The sequence below is a fragment of the Fictibacillus sp. EA-CB0309 genome (assembly GCF_055814265.1).
In genome coordinates this window covers 1400223-1417994 of sequence record NZ_CP169271.1, presented here as the reverse complement: position 1 = coordinate 1417994, position 17772 = coordinate 1400223, and the positions used below count along the sequence as shown (strand labels likewise).

Annotated in this window: 15 protein-coding genes and 4 pseudogenes; 1 reads left to right on the top strand and 18 read right to left on the bottom strand. The window is 38.7% G+C overall.

Annotation, left to right across the window (positions count from 1 at the left end; translation table 11 throughout):
* Positions 1-91: 91 nt before the first annotated feature.
* Positions 92-817, bottom strand: coding sequence for a Crp/Fnr family transcriptional regulator (locus tag ACEWFH_RS07870; RefSeq protein ID WP_473726784.1), 726 nt, complete (start codon positions 815-817; stop codon positions 92-94).
* A 152-nt stretch (positions 818-969) separates the two neighbouring features.
* Between ACEWFH_RS07870 and ACEWFH_RS07865 the strand changes: the two genes are divergently transcribed.
* A complete protein-coding gene (locus ACEWFH_RS07865) occupies positions 970-1506 on the top strand; it encodes a hypothetical protein (protein WP_473726783.1) in 537 nt (178 codons plus the stop codon).
* On the opposite strand, the pseudogene ACEWFH_RS07860 reads toward ACEWFH_RS07865, so the two are convergent.
* From ACEWFH_RS07860 to pnpS, 17 genes and pseudogenes are all read right to left on the bottom strand, one after another.
* Positions 1483-3112, bottom strand: a pseudogene (locus tag ACEWFH_RS07860) (b(o/a)3-type cytochrome-c oxidase subunit 1). The gene ACEWFH_RS07865 and the pseudogene ACEWFH_RS07860 sit on opposite strands and share 24 nt — an antisense overlap.
* Positions 3109-3578: pseudogene (locus tag ACEWFH_RS07855) on the bottom strand (cytochrome c oxidase subunit II). The pseudogenes ACEWFH_RS07860 and ACEWFH_RS07855 overlap by 4 nt, the downstream one beginning before the upstream one ends.
* 10 nt (positions 3579-3588) lie before the next feature.
* Positions 3589-3741 (bottom strand): cytochrome c oxidase subunit 2A, encoded by a 153-nt coding sequence (locus ACEWFH_RS07850; RefSeq protein WP_473726782.1) that lies wholly within the window; start codon positions 3739-3741, stop codon positions 3589-3591.
* 121 nt (positions 3742-3862) lie between these two features.
* A complete protein-coding gene (gene mqnC, locus ACEWFH_RS07845; RefSeq protein ID WP_473726781.1) occupies positions 3863-4969 on the bottom strand; it encodes a cyclic dehypoxanthinyl futalosine synthase in 1107 nt (368 codons plus the stop codon).
* 373 nt (positions 4970-5342) lie between these two features.
* The gene (gene dnaI / locus ACEWFH_RS07840) at positions 5343-6287 is read right to left on the bottom strand and encodes a primosomal protein DnaI (protein ID WP_473726780.1); all 945 of its coding nucleotides are present in this window, start codon (positions 6285-6287) and stop codon (positions 5343-5345) included.
* Positions 6288-6299: 12 nt separating this feature from the next.
* Positions 6300-6554: a hypothetical protein gene (locus tag ACEWFH_RS07835; RefSeq protein WP_473726779.1), complete on the bottom strand. Its 255-nt coding sequence runs from the start codon at positions 6552-6554 to the stop codon at positions 6300-6302.
* Positions 6527-7684: a replication initiation and membrane attachment family protein gene (locus tag ACEWFH_RS07830; RefSeq protein ID WP_473726778.1), complete on the bottom strand. Its 1158-nt coding sequence runs from the start codon at positions 7682-7684 to the stop codon at positions 6527-6529. Before ACEWFH_RS07830 ends, ACEWFH_RS07835 begins: the two co-directional genes overlap by 28 nt.
* Before the next feature lie 151 nt (positions 7685-7835).
* Positions 7836-8297 (bottom strand): transcriptional regulator NrdR, encoded by a 462-nt coding sequence (gene nrdR / locus ACEWFH_RS07825; protein WP_473726777.1) that lies wholly within the window; start codon positions 8295-8297, stop codon positions 7836-7838.
* A 72-nt stretch (positions 8298-8369) separates the two neighbouring features.
* A complete protein-coding gene (locus ACEWFH_RS07820) occupies positions 8370-8765 on the bottom strand; it encodes a cytosolic protein (RefSeq protein WP_473726776.1) in 396 nt (131 codons plus the stop codon).
* Positions 8766-8869: 104 nt separating this feature from the next.
* The gene (speD, locus tag ACEWFH_RS07815; RefSeq protein WP_066396744.1) at positions 8870-9253 is read right to left on the bottom strand and encodes an adenosylmethionine decarboxylase; all 384 of its coding nucleotides are present in this window, start codon (positions 9251-9253) and stop codon (positions 8870-8872) included.
* Positions 9254-9653: 400 nt separating this feature from the next.
* Positions 9654-10693 (bottom strand): annotated as a pseudogene (locus ACEWFH_RS07810) (glyceraldehyde-3-phosphate dehydrogenase).
* 145 nt (positions 10694-10838) lie between these two features.
* Positions 10839-11435, bottom strand: coding sequence for a dephospho-CoA kinase (gene coaE, locus ACEWFH_RS07805; protein WP_473726775.1), 597 nt, complete (start codon positions 11433-11435; stop codon positions 10839-10841).
* 16 nt (positions 11436-11451) lie between these two features.
* Positions 11452-11847 (bottom strand): manganese efflux pump, encoded by a 396-nt coding sequence (locus ACEWFH_RS07800; protein WP_473726774.1) that lies wholly within the window; start codon positions 11845-11847, stop codon positions 11452-11454.
* Entirely contained in the window at positions 11760-12092 is a 333-nt protein-coding gene (locus ACEWFH_RS07795) for a manganese efflux pump (protein WP_473726773.1), read from the bottom strand. The genes ACEWFH_RS07800 and ACEWFH_RS07795 overlap by 88 nt, the downstream gene beginning before the upstream one ends.
* A gap of 60 nt (positions 12093-12152) precedes the next feature.
* Positions 12153-12974, bottom strand: a complete 822-nt coding sequence (mutM, locus tag ACEWFH_RS07790) for a DNA-formamidopyrimidine glycosylase (protein WP_473726772.1) — start codon at positions 12972-12974, stop codon at positions 12153-12155.
* Between the two features lie 63 nt (positions 12975-13037).
* A pseudogene (polA, locus tag ACEWFH_RS07785) lies at positions 13038-15679 on the bottom strand (DNA polymerase I).
* A gap of 679 nt (positions 15680-16358) precedes the next feature.
* A complete protein-coding gene (pnpS, locus tag ACEWFH_RS07780) occupies positions 16359-17624 on the bottom strand; it encodes a two-component system histidine kinase PnpS (protein ID WP_473727240.1) in 1266 nt (421 codons plus the stop codon).
* Between the last annotated feature and the right edge of the window lie 148 nt (positions 17625-17772).

The window sequence follows — 17772 nt, the reverse complement described above, 5'->3', positions numbered from 1 at the left end:
TCTATAGCAACATTTTTTAGAAAAATAGACTATAGAAAAGAGCCAATAAAAAGATAAAAAGACCCCATTTAGGGGTCTCTTTATTAATCATCTATATTCTGCAAATCTCGATTGGACAATCTTCACAGCTGCAGGCTGTTTTCAAATACTCCAAAGAGGTGATTTTAATCGTTCCTTCTGTAAAAACAACAGCACCCTCTTTTTTTAACTGGCTTAACATTCTGTTCACCGTTTCCCGTGATGTGCCGATCAGTTCTGCTAGATCAGTATTCGTAAAACGCTGCGTGAGAACAATCCCTTCAGGTGTCATCACTCCATATGAATTAGCTAGTCTTATTAAAGTTGAACATAGCGCCCCTTTTTTTCCGTATAGCATTAAATCTCTAAACTTGGAGCGAGTAATCGCATGCATATTACTCATCCATCTCATAAATTCTACTGCCACTTCTCCATGCTGCCAGATGATTGTTTCTAGATCCTTCTGCTGAATGATTCCCACTTCACACGTTCTAGTTGCTTTTGCACTGTATCTGTAGCGTGAATCAGAGGAAATGCCTAGTTCTCCAATAAGATCGCCTTCTTGAAAAATATATAAGACGAGCTCTTTTCCCTCTTCATTCATTTTAGTGATTTTAATCTGACCTTGTTTTAAGTAATACAAACGATCGGCAGGATCGTTATCAACAAATAGATAATGATCTTTTTCTACTTTTTTTGAATACATGAGGTTCTCTAAATATTGAAATGTGTTCTTTGAAAATACATCGGTATTTTGATACGAACAAAAATTTGACTGTTGCGTGCAGGCACCCATCATCAAAACCTCCCCGCTTTACTTATTTCCATTATAATCCACCAATCGAATTGCTAGTGTGATTTTTATCACACCGACTGTGAACATTGTGTGATTTTTGATACATCTCCTAATAAGTATTTGAATTATCCTTTTGTTAGAAGGAGGTAATATGAATGACTGCCGCAGTTATTTTAACGGAATTCCATACAACCCACAAAAGGAATTCTATACAAAACATATTGAAAGAACTTGAACCTTTTTTTGAGGAGAAAATCTTGATCACCCATCAACCTTCACTATATTTGCCGTATGTTAAAGATCAAGCACGCATTCTTACACCATACTTCGAATGGGCAGATCCATTATCATCTCTTCATACTTCATTATCTTTGGCTGTTTCAGACGAGGTTTGGCTGCTTCACGAATCCAAAGATTTTCCTGGTATCCATATTTTCAATGAAATGAAAAAGGCTAAGAAATACTTTCATACCCAAGGAGTTCTCATTCAAAAGGATATTAAGACCTGCTTTATTAATAGTTTGTTTGATAAAAGTGTTTTGAGTGTACTTCAAGAACAATTAAGCAAGAACAATAAAGATACAGAACAATTTTTGCACCAAATCAATTATGTTCTTTTTCAAGAAACAAAAGAAACGCTTGTAGACGATTATGTCTACAAGCGTTTTTTACCAGAACTTATAACCCGGTGATCCTGGGGGTGCATGCTCAATCATGTGCCAAAAAGGAACGGTATACGCGATTAGAATCAACGCTGCACAAATGCCCACCCAAAGCTTCCAGTTTTCTAGGATGACAGGAGTGGATACTGCACTTTCTTCTACCTCTCCCACTGGGAAGTCCATCACACCTCTAGGAGCTTTGAAAGCGAGAAACCAAGCAATATACATCAATAGTATGATAGCTAGAAAGAGGATGGTTCCTCCAACTGCCATGGCGACCTGATAAGGTATCCAATCAACAGCTTGTGAATGACCAGCATAAGTCGTATAAGAAGTTCTTCGCGGTGCCCCGAACAAACCGACTATATGCATCGCACCTGACATAATCGCCATCCCTACTGTCCACATGATGGTTTGAATGATTCCTAGTTTATTCATTCTAGGTGTTAACGTCCTTCCTGTAAGATAAGGAATGAGCCAATAACAGATGCCAAAGAAAGTGAGTGCAACAGTTGATGCTACCGTTAAATGAAAATGTCCTGTTACCCACAGTGTGTTATGAATGACTTGGTTTAACTGATGGCTAGCATTGATGATTCCTCCAGCTCCTGCTGGGATAAAAATCAGCATGCCCATCATAGGGGCAAAAACCGGACATCTCTCCATGGCAATACTTTAATCCAGCCAAACAAACCCTTTGCTCCTTCTTTCTACCTGCTGTTTCAAATACAGCAAACATAGAAAAGGCAGTCATTAAAGACGGAACAATAACCATGAACGTTAAGACTACTTGGAAAAACTTCCACGCATGCGAGATTCCAGGTTCTAGTAATTGATGGTGAAATCCTACCGGAATACTAAATAATAAAAACAGCACAAATGAAAGTCTCGCTAATGCATCACTGAATATTTTTCCGCCAATTATCTTTGGAATGACAACATACCAGCACATATAAGCAGGCAACAACCAAAAGTACACAAGCGGATGTCCGAAATACCAAAAGAGGGTCCTGCTAATTAAAATATCAATCTTATCAACCCAGCCAATCGACCATGGAATAAATTGAAGAAGAACCGTTGCTGCTAGACCAAGAGTTGCCACAAACCATAAAGCCATAGTCATTACTGCCATGTAACTAAAAAGAGGAGAAAGTTTATTTTTCGTTTTGCTTTTCCAAATGTAATATTGGTTCCACATAGAAAAAGCACATAACCAACTGCCCACAACAACGTGAACAAGTGCAATGTAAAACCAAGGAGATGCCTGGAGTGGAGCATAGAATGTGTAAAGAACCGTTGCTTTGTTTAAAAGAATGAATACGGTTGCTAAACCTGTACCAAATGTCATCATCACAAACCCAAGCCAGCCTGTTCGTCTTGGTACGTCGTACAGCGTTCCCATCGTTTTACTAATTCCAGCGTATAAAAATCCTAAGATAAAAAAAGTCGTAAAAATAAGTGCCAACAATACCCCATGAGCCGTTAACAACTGATAATATCCAATAGAAAGCGGAAGTTCAATTGCACCACTTCTTACAAATGTCTGCAGTAATCCTGCTAAAGCACCAATAAAAAGAGCAATGAAACTAACAGTCAAAAAAGCTAAACTTAAGTGAGCATCTCTTTTATCAATCATGCTGTCACCTCCAAGGTTACTGCCATGACTTGGTGACCTGCTCCACAATATTCATTGCATAAAATGAGATACTTGCCGGGTTTTGTAAACGTATAAGAGATCTCACTCACATATCCTGGTGTAATCATCATGTTTACATTCGTTGCTGGAATTTCAAAACCGTGAACCACATCTGTGCTTGTTACTTTAAAATGTACAGTAGAGCCTTTAGGTACAGACATTTTAGAGGACGTGTACGTAAAAGCTTGCGCAAGCATAACCGCCTCATATTCCTTTTCTCCAACCTTTGTAAAACCTGGATTATCAAAAGGAGGTGTCATTACAGCTTTTTCTGGATCGATTGTTTCCATATGACTAGGGGCTGGTTCCCCATAGCAAATGCTGATACACCTACAATTAATAGAAAAAGCGTTAAACATACTGCCCCCGACCAGAGCCAAATCTTTTCATATCTATGAATATGCATGTTTCAACCCCTAACGTGAAAGATACAGCAAATATATTGCCGCCCATGATAAAACGATAAATAACCCTACACCCATTACTGATAAAAGTGTGCCTAACAACTCTCTTTCTTTTTTTACTGTTACTTCTTTCTTTACATTTCTTTGAAGCTGCGGCATCATCATTCCTCCTCACGTCTTACATCTACAGAATAATTCCTTAACAAGAATGCCGCTGTGACAAAAGTCATACCGGTCTCAGTCCACAAAAAAACACCCGACACGAATTCATGTCAGGTGTTCACAATTAGTTTTGCATAACAAAATCTTTTTCTGCCTTTTCTTCATCTTCAAAAACACGAAGCGTTTCATATTTCGTATTTCGCTGTGCAGGAATCTTACCTGCTTCACGAATCAAGCGAAGCGTTAAGTTCGTGTTTACTTTGTGTGTCGTTCCAGCTGCTGAAACAACGTTCTCTTCCATCATCGTGCTTCCAAAATCGTTGCAGCCATAATGAAGCGATTTTTTCCCAACTTCAGGACCCATTGTTACCCAAGATGATTGGAAGTTTGGAATGTTATCTAAGAAGATACGAGAGATGGCAACGTTTTTCAAGTATTCTCTTGGCGTTGTCTTCTCAGCCTTCATATTTGTATTGTCCGGTTGGAACGTCCACGAAATAAAAGCAAGGAAGCAATCCGTTTCATCTTGTGCATCGCGGACTCGTTTTAAATGAAGAGCTCTCTCTTCAAATGTTTCCCCAAATCCAATTACCATCGTAGCCGTAGAATGAAGGCCAACTTTTTTAGCAGTCTTCATGCACTCGATCCACTCGGTCCATGACCCTTTTAATCTACTGATCTTCTTACGTGTGCGGTCATCCAGAATCTCCGCTCCACCTCCAGGCAAAGAGTCAAGACCAGCTTCTTTCAGTTCACGGAGCACTTCTTCAAGTGATAACCCGGATACTTCGACCATCTTCCACACTTCAGCCGGCGAGAAAGAATGCATCGTAATATCAAACCGCTTCTTTATTTCACGCAATAAGTCCGTATAATAACTAAATGGCAGATTTGGGTTTGTTCCACCCTGCATTAAGATTTCGGTACCGCCAACATCAACGGTTTCCTGTATTTTTTGGAAGATCACTTCATCGTCCAATACATACCCTTCTTCACTTCCCGGTGCTCTATAGAAGGCACAGAATCTGCAATATGTATCACAAAAGTTTGTATAATTTACGTTGCGTCCTATTACGAAAGTGGTGATCGGTTCTGGGTGCCACCTTTTCATAATAATGTCCGCAACTTCTCCCATGCGTTCTACTTCATCACTTTCATAAAGTTTAACGGCGTCTTCTACCGATAAACGTTCGCCATCCAAAGCTTTTTGTAAAATAGATTCTATACTCATCGGTAACCTCCGAATACAATTTCTTAAGATTTCATCTGTTCTTATCCTATCATATTTTAGCAGAAGAGACAGCTTTGGGTTTTAAAGTTAGCTCTTCTTAAAAAAGTGATGCTTCTTGGAACAGTATGAAACTTGCTCCCATTAGCATGTTGATTGAAGCGTAAGGATGCGAGACTCCTGCGGGACAGGCGGGCAGGTGAGACACTTAAGAGTAAAACGTACGAATGTGGCTCACCGCCTGCCCCCCCGGAAAGCGAGCATCTGAAACGGAAATCAACTACCTTCAAAAGCAACAAAGCTTACTAAAACAGTACTTTAGTAAATCAAAACAACATAAAAAAAGCTTCTGCCCTAGAAAGAGCAGAAGCTGATATTAATAGTCTTCTCTGAAATTTTTATTGCCACCCATGAATACCGGCGAACTTAAATGCTTGATACGCTCCATGATTCTTAGAGCTTTTACTTCATCGAGACCGCCTTTTTGCGAATATGAAAGATGCTGCTGCAGCATGTCATAGTCACAATTGGAAGTATATAAAGTGGGTAGCCTCTCCATCATTCGATATTGAAGGATAACTCCGATAATCTCATCTCGTACCCAATTGGTCATATTTTCAGCACCAATATCGTCCAGCATTAATACAGGGACCGTTTTCAATAGTTCCATTTTCGAATCAAAACTGCCGTCAGAAAGTGAAGATTTCATCTCTCGCAGAAACTCTGGTGTATGGATGATCAATGAATGAATCCCTTTCTCAGCTAATCCATTTGCAATAGCACCGAGTAGATAGGTTTTACCCACACCGAACTTTCCATAAAAATAGATGCCCTTTACCTGTTGGTCCGTACCAGCCATTTGAACAAATTCGTACGCTTTTGAAATAGCATTTCGTCTTGTTTCATCAATACTATGTTTATACAAACGATCGAACTTGGCTTCTAAAATCTCTTTTGGTATAAAGTAGCTTTTAATTAAAGAAGTCATTGTCTTCTTTTGTTCATCAAGAATTTTCAGCTCGCACGGTTTGTATCGTAGTTCTACAGTTTGTCTAACTTTCGTCAGCTCAGAACGGTATCCTTGCATAAGATTAGGACATTTCTCTAAACCTGGGCAATTGCGGCAGGCATGTTGTTCGTTCTTAAAGGTGTAAAAACTGGACAATAATTTTTCCGCGTGGACATCTGATATGTCAGGGTTTTCTCTTAAAAAACGCATGACACCCGGGTCAGATAGTACTTGTTGTTTCATTTGCTCATATCTCTCCTGAAACTTATCAAAACCCGGCATATGTTTAACAGATTCCTTTATGGATTCCATGTTGTTCCCCCTTTATTTCGAACTATTTAACAAGCTCTCAAGCCATTTCCGATTTTCATCTTCTGTAGAACTTGAACTCGTCTCGTCTGGCTGACTAGTTGGAGCTTTATCTTGCTTCAGCCAATCTGGTACAGTAACGTTCGGTTTTTTATTATCTCTATAAGATCTAGAATTTGATTTCTTTTCTTGCCATTCTTTATATTTACGTTTTTCATCACGAGCAAGCGCCATAGCTTCCGTTACGGTTTGCGCTTTTTTCGAGCCCAATGTGAAGCGATCCGTTCAATCAGTCCTTTAGCAAGCTTCATGTCATTTTCAGATAACACGTAATCCAAAAGAACATTTGTAACACCCGGCGTTAAGTTTTGATCGAGCATGCAATACGCAACTAGTTTCAGATCAACTTCGGAAGGTGTTGCACCAGAGTAGTCTTCTAAAAGACGGTATGGTGACACTTCTTCAAAATATTTAATAAGCTCTTCTTCTTTAGATTGAGGCTGCATCCCATGAAGCGCCTTTAAAGGAACTGGTTGTGTTTTTAAAGCCAAAACAGGAAGTCCTTCTTCATGTTCAAAACGGTACCACTTTTGAATTTCTCTTCTTAAATTTTCTGCAGAAATCTCACCGGTTGAGTAATAAACGTTTTGAATTTGTTTGCTCATATCCATTGGCTGTAGCTGGTAGATATAAGCAAGTTTATAGATTGCTTCCTTCAATTTAGGAGCAAGAATCTCTTTAGGTACGATAAAAGCCGAAATCTGATTCACCATCGCCTCAAAATCAAAAGTTGACTCACCTAGTACAACTTTCCCATGAATCCCTTTTTCATGTAAAGCGGCATCTTCTGGAAGCACATTTTCTGTAATCTCAGCATAACTCTTTGAAGACATCTCAGATGGATGCAGCGAAGTAAACACATCGCTAAACGAGGCGGTCACATCCTTAAAACCGGAAACATTTAATTGAGGAATATAGAACGATTCTCTTACTTCCGTGAATTTCGCTTTTCCAAGGCGATTGAATAAATAAATACTTAAAAAACCATCAGTAAAAAAAGCATTTGGAGATAGTGGGAGTTGAAGCTCATATATATATTCCCTTGAGCTCTCTCCATCTTTCTTATATGTTTTTAACAGTCCGATCGCTTCTAATTTCTTTCTGCCGGATAAAATATCTTTTAATGAGAACTGAGTTACGTTCATAAGGTGCTGGTGTTTTTGTGTCTGTCGATCCATATTTGCTTCGCACCATAATGTCATGTATAAACTATGTGCAAAAGCGCCAATCAATGGCTGATAAAGCATGGTGAGAACTTTGTGGTCTACTTCATGCAATACACCCTTGCACTGGACGGAATACGCATCAACGGGCACGACTTCCTGAAAATGTACCGTCATCGTTTTCACCCTTTATATATTAAAGTTAAAAGTAATTTGGCCGACGGATGGTTTTTATCGTCAGCCATGATTACAGTGAATTTTATAGTCTTTGTTCTTACTGTTTATGATAAAGGAACAAAAAGAGCGTTACAGCAGTAAACCAGACGCTTTAACGCTCCTCTTTTTTAATGAGTTCCTTAAGTTCCTGTATAAAAACGTTAATATCTTTAAATTGGCGATAAACCGAAGCGAATCTTACATAAGCCACTTCATCCGTTTTAGACAAGTGTTCCATAACCTGTTCACCAACAGCGGTGCTTGAAATCTCAGATGCGCCTGAGTTTCGCAATTCTTTTTCAATACTATCAACTATATTTTCAAGTGTTTCCAAGGGGACAGGTCTCTTTTCACATGCTTTAATAAGCCCTCGAAGAATCTTTTCGCGGCTGAACTCTTCACGTTCCCCGCCCTTTTTAACAATGATAAGCGGTGTTTGTTCTACCGTTTCAAATGTAGTAAATCTATAACTGCAAGATTCACATTCCCTTCGGCGGCGAATGGACCTTCCGCTATGTACAGGTCTTGAATCAAGCACTTTTGTTCCGTTGTGCTGGCAAGTAGGACACCTCATTGTAATCATCCCCAAAAAATTTTCTATTCTATATCTATCTTAAAGAAAAGGGAGGAATGTGACAAGCTATTCCTACAATTTTTCAGCCATAGACGTGCCAATAAACGTAAGCTTTTGTTTTAAGATTTCGTAAATGCTCATGATAAGTCTCTGGTTATTGCCGAAATTGAAGGGAAGAGCAGATTCTGTAGAAACATTAAGATCTACAGCTGTACGATTTGCCTTTACTGTTACTACACTTACAACAACAAATGCACTCTTCGGCTGTCTAACCTCAAATGTCACCTCTCCCCTTTCTTCTGAAAACCCCAGCTCCTGAAAATTGGTGTCCTCATCTAAGGTTTGTTTAATCACTCTCATTACTTCCAGCTTATTAGCTTTAAAATAATGCGTTCTAAGCCTTTCGTCCACATGCTGTTCACTCGTTTCCGCATGACTTTCCATTAAATTTTGAAGTTTTCTAAACATAGTAGTCCTCCAAAGCAACATAATTTGTATCGTATTATTCCCTATTTTGAGTGAAATAAAAAAGAGGTGTGAAATCTCACACCTCGCTTACATTCTGTTTTTAATTATTGAGCAGTAACTTTTGATTTGGCAACGGAAATTGGACCCATTCCACGAGGAACTTCCAAGTTTTCGCGTTTCTTAGCGCCTAGTGCTTCTGAAATGTAATCAGCAGCTACGTTAGGATCGATTCGATCTCCACACGTATAAACATCAATACTTGCATAACCATGCTCAGGAAAACTGTGAATAGTTAGATGAGATTCAGAAATAATAACAACCCCACTTACACCATGTGGAGCAAATTTATGAAAAGCAACCTCACGAATTTCTGCACCTGCTTTCAATGCAGCGTCAACGAATGTCTCTTCGATAAATTTCATGTCATTTAGTTTTTCAGAATCACAACCCCATAACTCAGCAATTACGTGTCTTCCCATTGTATCCATTAGCATAGTCCCCCTTTTAAAAATAATCATGCCTTCAAGCATGCGGTATCGAACATCTACCACGGGGGCAAGTTAGTCCAAAGAGGTCCTAACCCTTTAAGTAGCATTCAATGCCTTTGTTTGCTTTATTTGAAGTTCACGAAACATAGTATACTTCTTTTAAAATTGATTTGCAATAAGTAAGAGCAAATTTTTTTGTATCAATTTTAAAATGGAATCTTTAATCTGCTTTTTCTGTAAACACTCCATGATGTTCGCTTTTCACAGGGCAAGCGGTAAGCCCTCTCTCCGCCTCGCACCACACGTTCTGATCAGCAACTTCTTATCAAAAACTAAAGAAAGAGCCGGGAAAATCCCCCCGACTCCGTGTTATCATTTTTTATTTTTTGATTACTAATTTTTACGATACTGATACATTTTTTTCTTGAACCGGTGCACTTAAAGAAAGACCTACGAGTTTAGCCAGGTCTACCACTCGGCAAGAATAACCCCATTCATTATCATACCAAGCAAGAACTTTAACCTTATTTCCATCCATCACCATAGTCGACAATCCATCTACGATCGAAGAGTTTTCATTTCCGTTATAGTCAATTGAAACTAAAGGAAGGTCGCTGTAACTAAGGATTCCTTGCATTGATCCTTCAGCTGCAGATTGAAACGCATGGTTTACTTGGTCCTTCGAAACTGGCGTTTTAAGTTCCACAACAACATCCACCAAAGAAACATTTGGAGTTGGAACGCGAAGTGCCATTCCGTTTAGCTTTCCTTCTAAATGCGGAAGTACTTTTGCTATCGCTTTTGCTGCTCCTGTTGATGTCGGAATAATAGAAGTTCCGCATGCACGGGCACGTCTTAAATCTTTATGTGGATTATCAATATTCTTTTGGTCATTTGTATAAGCATGAACTGTTGTCATCATACCAGATTGTACACCAAACTGATCATCTAGAACTTTGATCACTGGTGCTAAACAATTTGTTGTACAAGATGCATTTGAAATAATATGATGCTCAGACGAAATGTAATCGCTATCATTTACACCCATAACAATTGTAATATCTTCATTTTTCCCAGGTGCAGTAATGATTACTTTTTTAGCACCCGCTTCAATATGAAGACCTGCCGATTCTTGAGAAACAAATTTGCCTGTAGCTTCTATAACAATATCAATACCTAATGTTCCCCAAGGAAGTTCGCGAGGATCACGGGAATTTACTAAAAGAACTTTTTTCCGTTAACAAAAAGGGCATCTTCTCCAGCGATAACGTCTCCAGGATACGTTCCATGTATAGAATCGTACTTGACCATGTGAGCAAGTGTTTCTGCTGGATAGCTGGCATTAACAGCTACAACCTCGAATTCATCGTTCTCCATCATTTTACGGAAGACCATTCTTCCGATTCTCCCCAAGCCATTAATTGCAATTTTTGCTTTCATGAAGCTGCTCCTTCCAATGTGTTATACTCTTTATGGTATCTATCTGTAATTAGTATATCATAATGAATCCTAAAAAGAACATACTTTTATTTAAAATAGGCTAAAAAGGGGCTTATATACATAAAAAAACAGACCTTATAAAATCTTAAGGTCTGTTTTTTGTTTCATTTAGCAGCTGTAGAACATTACTCTCTAATTCTGTAAGAGATCCGTTATTCTCAATCACTAGATCTGCTAGTTTCTTTTTCTCGTCGATTGGCATTTGTGATTGAATTCTAGATAATGCTTGCTGTTCTGTAAAATCATCTCTCAACATAAGACGCTTTAACTGTATTTCAGGTTTGGCATAAACGAGCCAGGTTCGATCCACCATATGAGTAAGTTTACTCTCAAATAATAGAGGAATATCCATTATCACTAAAGATTGACCTGATCTGAGGTAGGAATCAGCTTGTTGCCGCATCTCTTGCCGAACAGCAGGATGAACAATGTCGTTTAGCACGTTTCTTTTTTCAGCATCGTTAAAAATAATTTCTCCTAATTTTGCTCGATTTATCGTCTTATCGTCATGCAAGATATCAGCGCCAAAACTAGAGACGATTTTTTTATAAGCTTCTTTTCCTGGTATAACAACTTCTCTGGAAATGATGTCAGCGTCGACTACAGGAATTCCTTGATTTCTTAAAATCTGACTGACTGTCGATTTCCCTGTTGCAATGCCTCCTGTTAATCCGATTATCAATCGTTTTTTCCTCCTGTTACATTTTTAGTAAACCCATCACAATTAATAATACACCTGGTAGAATGGATAAACTCTTCATCCAATTTGTTTTATTAAAAAAATATAAACCTAATGCCATTCCACCCCACAAAAATAACGCACTCATTATAGCAATCGCAAAAGTCGTTAAAAAAGGTGAAAGATCGATAAGTGCCGCTCCGATCCCTGCTCCAAACGCATCAAGCGATAATGCTATTCCTAGCAGAACAGCTTCCCAGCCTGTTATGGAACCAGACTTATCAATATCAGCCATAACTGGTTTCTTCAAAATGTGTATCACAATGCCTAAAGACTTGATTTCAAATAGCACAATGTTCTTAGGTTCTTTTTCAATGCTCTCAATGTTCTCTTTCTCCGGTAAAAAACCTGCCATAGAGAGTAGATTCCGATTCCTAAAAGAATCACGCCTCCCAATATCTCACCGGTTTTTGGCGAAATAAATTGTTCTAACGCAAAACCGAGCAACATTGAAAGTAAAAAGGTAACAGCTGAACAAATTGCAATGATCATAATGGAGCGAAAAGGAATTTTAATGGATTTCATTCCATACGTTAATCCGGCTCCAAAACTGTCCAGGCTGACGGCTAGTGCCAGTAAAACAAATGAGTAAGCCACCATGTTCCTGTACTCCTTTCAGTTAACGGTAAACGTAGTATATGAAAGGAGCATTAAAATGGTTTATCTTTGACAAGTCTTACAAATATGAGTTCCTCTTCCGGCTATTACTAACCTTTCGATCTCGGTGCCACATACCCGGCACGCTTCATTTTTCCTGCCATACACAAATAATTTCAGTTGAAATCCTCCTGTTTCACCCATCGCATTTGTATAAGAACGAATGGAGCTTCCACCATTTTTAACGGATTCAGACAATATATCCGTTATTGCCGTTTTTAATTTCTTTAACCGGTGGAGTGATAATTCATTCGCAGGTGTCTCCGGATGAATCCCCGCTTGAAACAATACTTCATCCACATAGATATTCCCTAATCCAGCTAGAAGCGTCTGATCTAACAGTACTGCTTTTATATTTCGCTTTCTGTTAGAGAATAACTTTTTCATAAGAGCCGCTGTTAACGTGTCAGATAGGGGTTCTACTCCTAACGTTTTCAACGGGGCATTACTTTCTTCTGTCCCTTTTGGATATAAGTGCATCGTCCCAAACTTTCTTACATCACGATAACGAAGCTCCGTTCCATCCGTAAACGCAAAGACCACATGTGTGTGCTTATCAGCAGGTTCATCCGATTCAAACAAACCATACTTGCCTTCCATTCGCAGATGAGAAACTAATGAATCTTCATTCAGATGGAAAATTAAAAATTTCCCTCTTCTGTACACCTTCTCAAAGGTTTGGCCTGTAAGCTTCATGGCGAATTCTTCCGTACCTGGATGTTTGATAATATTTTCCCAATGAATCTTTACATCTTTAATCACTTTTCCAGGTAAAAATTGATTTAGCGTATTTTTGACGTTTTCTACTTCAGGTAATTCAGGCATCTTTTCCACCTACTTTATTAAGAAAAACAGCACCCCACTTTAATGAGGATGCTGTTTTTTTATTTATTTTGCTTCAAACCAGGAATCTCCCCAGTTCACATCTACCTTTAATGGTACATCAAGCTCAACAGCCTGTTCCATTACTTCACAAACAATTTGTTCTAGCTTTTGTAATTCATTCTCAGGTACTTCAAAAATAAGCTCATCGTGAACGGTTAGGAGCATCTTCGCTTCAAGTTTTTCTTCACTTAAACGCTGATCCATATCCACCATCGCTTTTTTAATAATATCAGCTGCTGTTCCCTGGATCGGAGTGTTCATTGCTGTACGCTCTGCAAAACTACGAAGGTTAAAGTTTCTGCTGTTGATTTCCGGTAAATAACGTCGTCTATGAAGCAGAGTTGAAACATATCCACTTTGCTTTGCTTCTGTAACGCTATCCTTCATGTATTGCTGTACACCTGGAAAACTTTCTAAGTAAGACGCAATAAATTCTCCTGCTTCTTTTCTTGTGATTCCTAGACTTTGAGATAACCCATAATCACTAATTCCATAAACAATTCCAAAGTTAACGGCCTTTGCATGTCGTCTCATTTCAGATGTTACTTCGTCTTCTCCAACATGAAAAACGTCCATGGCTGTTTTAGTATGAACATCCATCTCCTTTTTGAAAGCTTCCATCAAGTTTTCATCTTGAGAGATGTGTGCCAATACACGCAGTTCAATTTGTGAATAATCAGCTGCAAGAATCTTCCATCCTGGCTGAGAAGCGACAAAGGCATGTCTGATCTTCCTGCCTGCCTCTAATCGAATAGGGATATTTTGCAGGTTAGGATCGATCGAACTAAGTCTTCCTGTCTGAGCAAGCACCTGGTTAAAGCGAGTATGAATTTTCCCTGTATCTTCTTTCACAACCTTTAAAAGGCCTTCGATGTAAGTTGATCTTAACTTACCAAGCTGACGATAGATAAGAATTTTATGAATGATCTCATGCTTTCCTTCTAATTTCTCTAAAACATCAACTGAAGTAGAGTAACCCGTCTTGGTCTTTTTTACAGGAGGAAGATTCAATTTCTCAAACAGAATTTCACCGAGCTGTTTTGGTGAGTTAATATTAAATGAAACACCCGCAAGCTCGTGAATTTCTTTTTCTAATGACGTTAACTGCAGATCTAATTCAGCCCCCATCTTTTGCAGTGTATCTGCCTTAACCTTTACCCCGAACTCTTCCATTTTTGCTAGTACGAGAGCTAATGGCATCTCTAGATGATAGAATAGATCATTCTGTTCGTTCTCTTTTAACTTTTCATCTAGTATTTCACTCAATTGAAAGATGGTATGTGCTTTTCTGCAAAGGTGTTCAGCTAAAATTCCTTCTTCTTCCGGCAGCTTTTTCTTAGCACCTTTTCCGTATACTGCTTCATTCACGTCTACATTTGACTTTCCATACTGCTTAGCAACATCAGCCACCTCATCTAAAGATTCAGCAGGATTAAGCAGGTATGAAGCAAGCTGGATATCAAATTCAATCCCATTCAACGTTATTCCTTGACCATGTAATGCTACATGAGCTCTTTTGGCATCAAACATTACCTTTTTTGGTCGTCATCTTGAAGCCAATTCTTAAATTCATCAGATTCTTCTGCAAGGTTGGAAGAAATGTAAAACGTTCCACTTTCATTACTGAGCGCAAAACCATGAATTTTCGCTTTATGATAATCTTCTGTAAGAGTCTCCACAACAAGGGCTGAAGGACTTTTTAACATGTCAGGCTCTATTTTCGTAACAGTCTGAAAGCTAAGCTCTTCTTTTTCTGCATCTTGAAGGACTTCTTCGTCACCACCTAATCGTTCAAGCAGTGAGTTAAAACCAAGTTCTTTGAAAAGAGGGAAAACAGAAGAATTATCATAGCCTTCGTAGTTTGTATCTTCTAAACCTATCTCAACAGGAGCTTCCTTTGTTATAGTAGCAAGCTCTTTACTCATTAAAGCTTGTTCCTTATTCTCTGTTAAACGCTCTTTCAACTTAGCTCCTGAGATCTCATCAATCGAATTCAATACCTTTTCAATCGTTCCGTATTGCTTGATCAGCTTGATTGCCGTCTTTTCTCCAACTCCAGGCACGCCTGGAATGTTGTCTGACGGGTCTCCCATCAGACCTTTCATATCAATGATCTGATCTGGCGTGATACCGTATCGTTCATTTACTTGTTCGACTGTATATGCTTCTACCTCTGTTATACCTTTTCTCGTTAAAACAACTTCAACATCCTTCGTTACTAGCTGAAGCAAGTCTTTATCGCCAGTGAACACTTTGACATCCCACTCGCCATCTGCCGCATGTGAAGCAAGTGTTCCGATAATGTCATCGGCTTCATAATTCTCTAGTTCATAACGTTTAATTTGAAAAGCATCTAATAACTGCCTGATAAATGGAAACTGTTCAGATAATTCCGGTGGCGTTTTCTGACGGCCGCCTTTGTATTCACCAAACGTCTTATGGCGGAAAGTCGTTTTTCCAGCATCAAAAGCAACAAGAATATGAGTCGGCTTTTCATCTTCCAAAATCTTTAGCAGCATTTGCGTAAACCCATACACAGCGTTTGTATAAACGCCTTTGTCGTTGTTTAAAAGGGGCAGAGCAAAAAAAGCTCGATAAGCAATACTATTTCCGTCAATCAGCACTAATTTATTTGTTTTTCCCAAGTCCGTAACCTCCTGAGGACAATTCTCTATAATCTATTGTATCATGACGGCTAACAGAAACAAAAAAGAAGGACAAAAGGGACAGCCAATAAGTAAAAAACAGATTTCATCCTAAATTGATTTTGTAGTTACGGTACGTGTTCTTTTTGTTTATTAACGTTCGCGCAGAAGTGCGTGCACCGCAGACCAAAAGATACTGCGGATATCAAAAGGTGCTGATTATTAATAGCAGCCAAAAGTTCCGCTTTTTTCAGGCTATATTCTATAGATTATTGCTTTCAAACCTCATTTTTATTTTCTTCTGTGACAGTTGATTGGAGTGGAAGGTGCGTGCCTACCACCTGAGAATCTTCTCGCAAGGCATGCGACGAGGAAGCTCACTGCGTAAGCATTAACTTGTAGACGCAGGAGCAAAAGAACTTCCTTGAGGCGGACAGGTGAGACACTTAAGAGTGAAACGTACGAATGTGGCTCACCGCCTGCCCCGCGGAAAGCGAGCACCTGTAACGGAAATCAACCTCTTCCAATAACATCAAAGTTTAAGAAAACAGTCTATTTTCACCACAAAAAAAGGCGAGAATCCAAAGGACTCTCGCTAAGGGGTACTGAAAAAGGATACTTTTATAATAAGGTCTCACTATTAATTAAAGAAAACAGGGGTGTTAAGGATTTGTAAATCTTAAATCTCTATCTTTTTCGGAAATAAAATCGTAAATAGCGATCCTTCACCAGGCTTACTTTGAACGTTGATGGTCCCATGATGAGCTTCTACTAGATGTTTAACAATTGCAAGCCCAAGTCCAGTTCCACCTGAATTTCTGCTTCTTGCTTTATCTACTCGATAAAAACGCTCGAAAATACGAGGAATCTCACTTTCATTAATACCGATTCCTGTATCCTTAACGACTAGCTTAACATGCTCTTTCAGCTCTTCGACGATAACAGATACACTGCCACCGACAGGCGTATACGTTAAGCTGTTTGATACAAGGTTGATGATAATCTGTTTCAGCCGTGGAGGATCTCCATCCATCAGTGTATTGCCTTTAACGTCGACAGAAAGTGAGATCTCTTTCTTATCGGCCTTTGGAAGTAAGATTTCTACCGTTTCGTTAACTAATGATTCTAGATTAATCTGTTGTGTATCTAATTGAAAGCTTTGCTCACTTTTTGATAAATCAAGCAGGTCTTGTATCAACGCTTGCAGTCTGTCACTTTCATTCAAAATAATGGTTAAGAACTTATTCCGGAACTCTGCATTTTCTCCAGCACCATCTAAAAGTGTTTCAGCAAATCCTTTTAAAGAGGTAATAGGTGTTTTGAGTTCATGAGACACATTGGCTACAAAATCTTTTCTTACCTGCTCTAGTTTTTTCAACTCCGTTATATCGTGGAAAACAAGTACGATACCTTTCAGTTTGCCTTTAGCATTTAAAACGGGTGCACTATATACATCAAAATGCTTTCTTTCAATATGAATCGGAATGACTGTATTTTTCCTTACATTCTTTTCTGTTAAATAGGTTTCTTTAACGATCTCTTTAATAGCGGTGTGTGGAAATACTTCGTAAAATAGATGGCCTGTCCAAAAATCAGCATGTTCCTTAAATAGTTCTTTAAATGCTTTATTCACTAAATTAATATAGCCATTTGCATCAATCAGAATCAGTCCGCTACCCATATTTTCTATTAAAGTGATTAAGCGATCATGCTGTGATTCCTGTGACTTTGTCATCTTTTCCAAATTTCGAGCCAATACGTTCAATGAAAAGTTTAACTCCCCAATATCCTCCCCGAAGTACTCATATGTTCTTGCTTTAAAGTTTCCTTTTGCAAGTTCTTTAGCGGTTTGGGTTGCCTCTTCAACAGGCCGAACAATCTTATGAATCACCTTAATCGATACGTAAAGAATGATAATAAAGCAAACTAGAAAACCGATTGACATCATAATCCATATGGATCTCTCATCAGATTCCGCGGAACCTTCTGGGATGGCAAACTGTATATACCCTGATTCATCTTTCTTTTTTAGCGTATAATACAATTTGCCATTCTCGTTCTTTTGTACGAGACTCTCATTCGTTTCTTGAGTA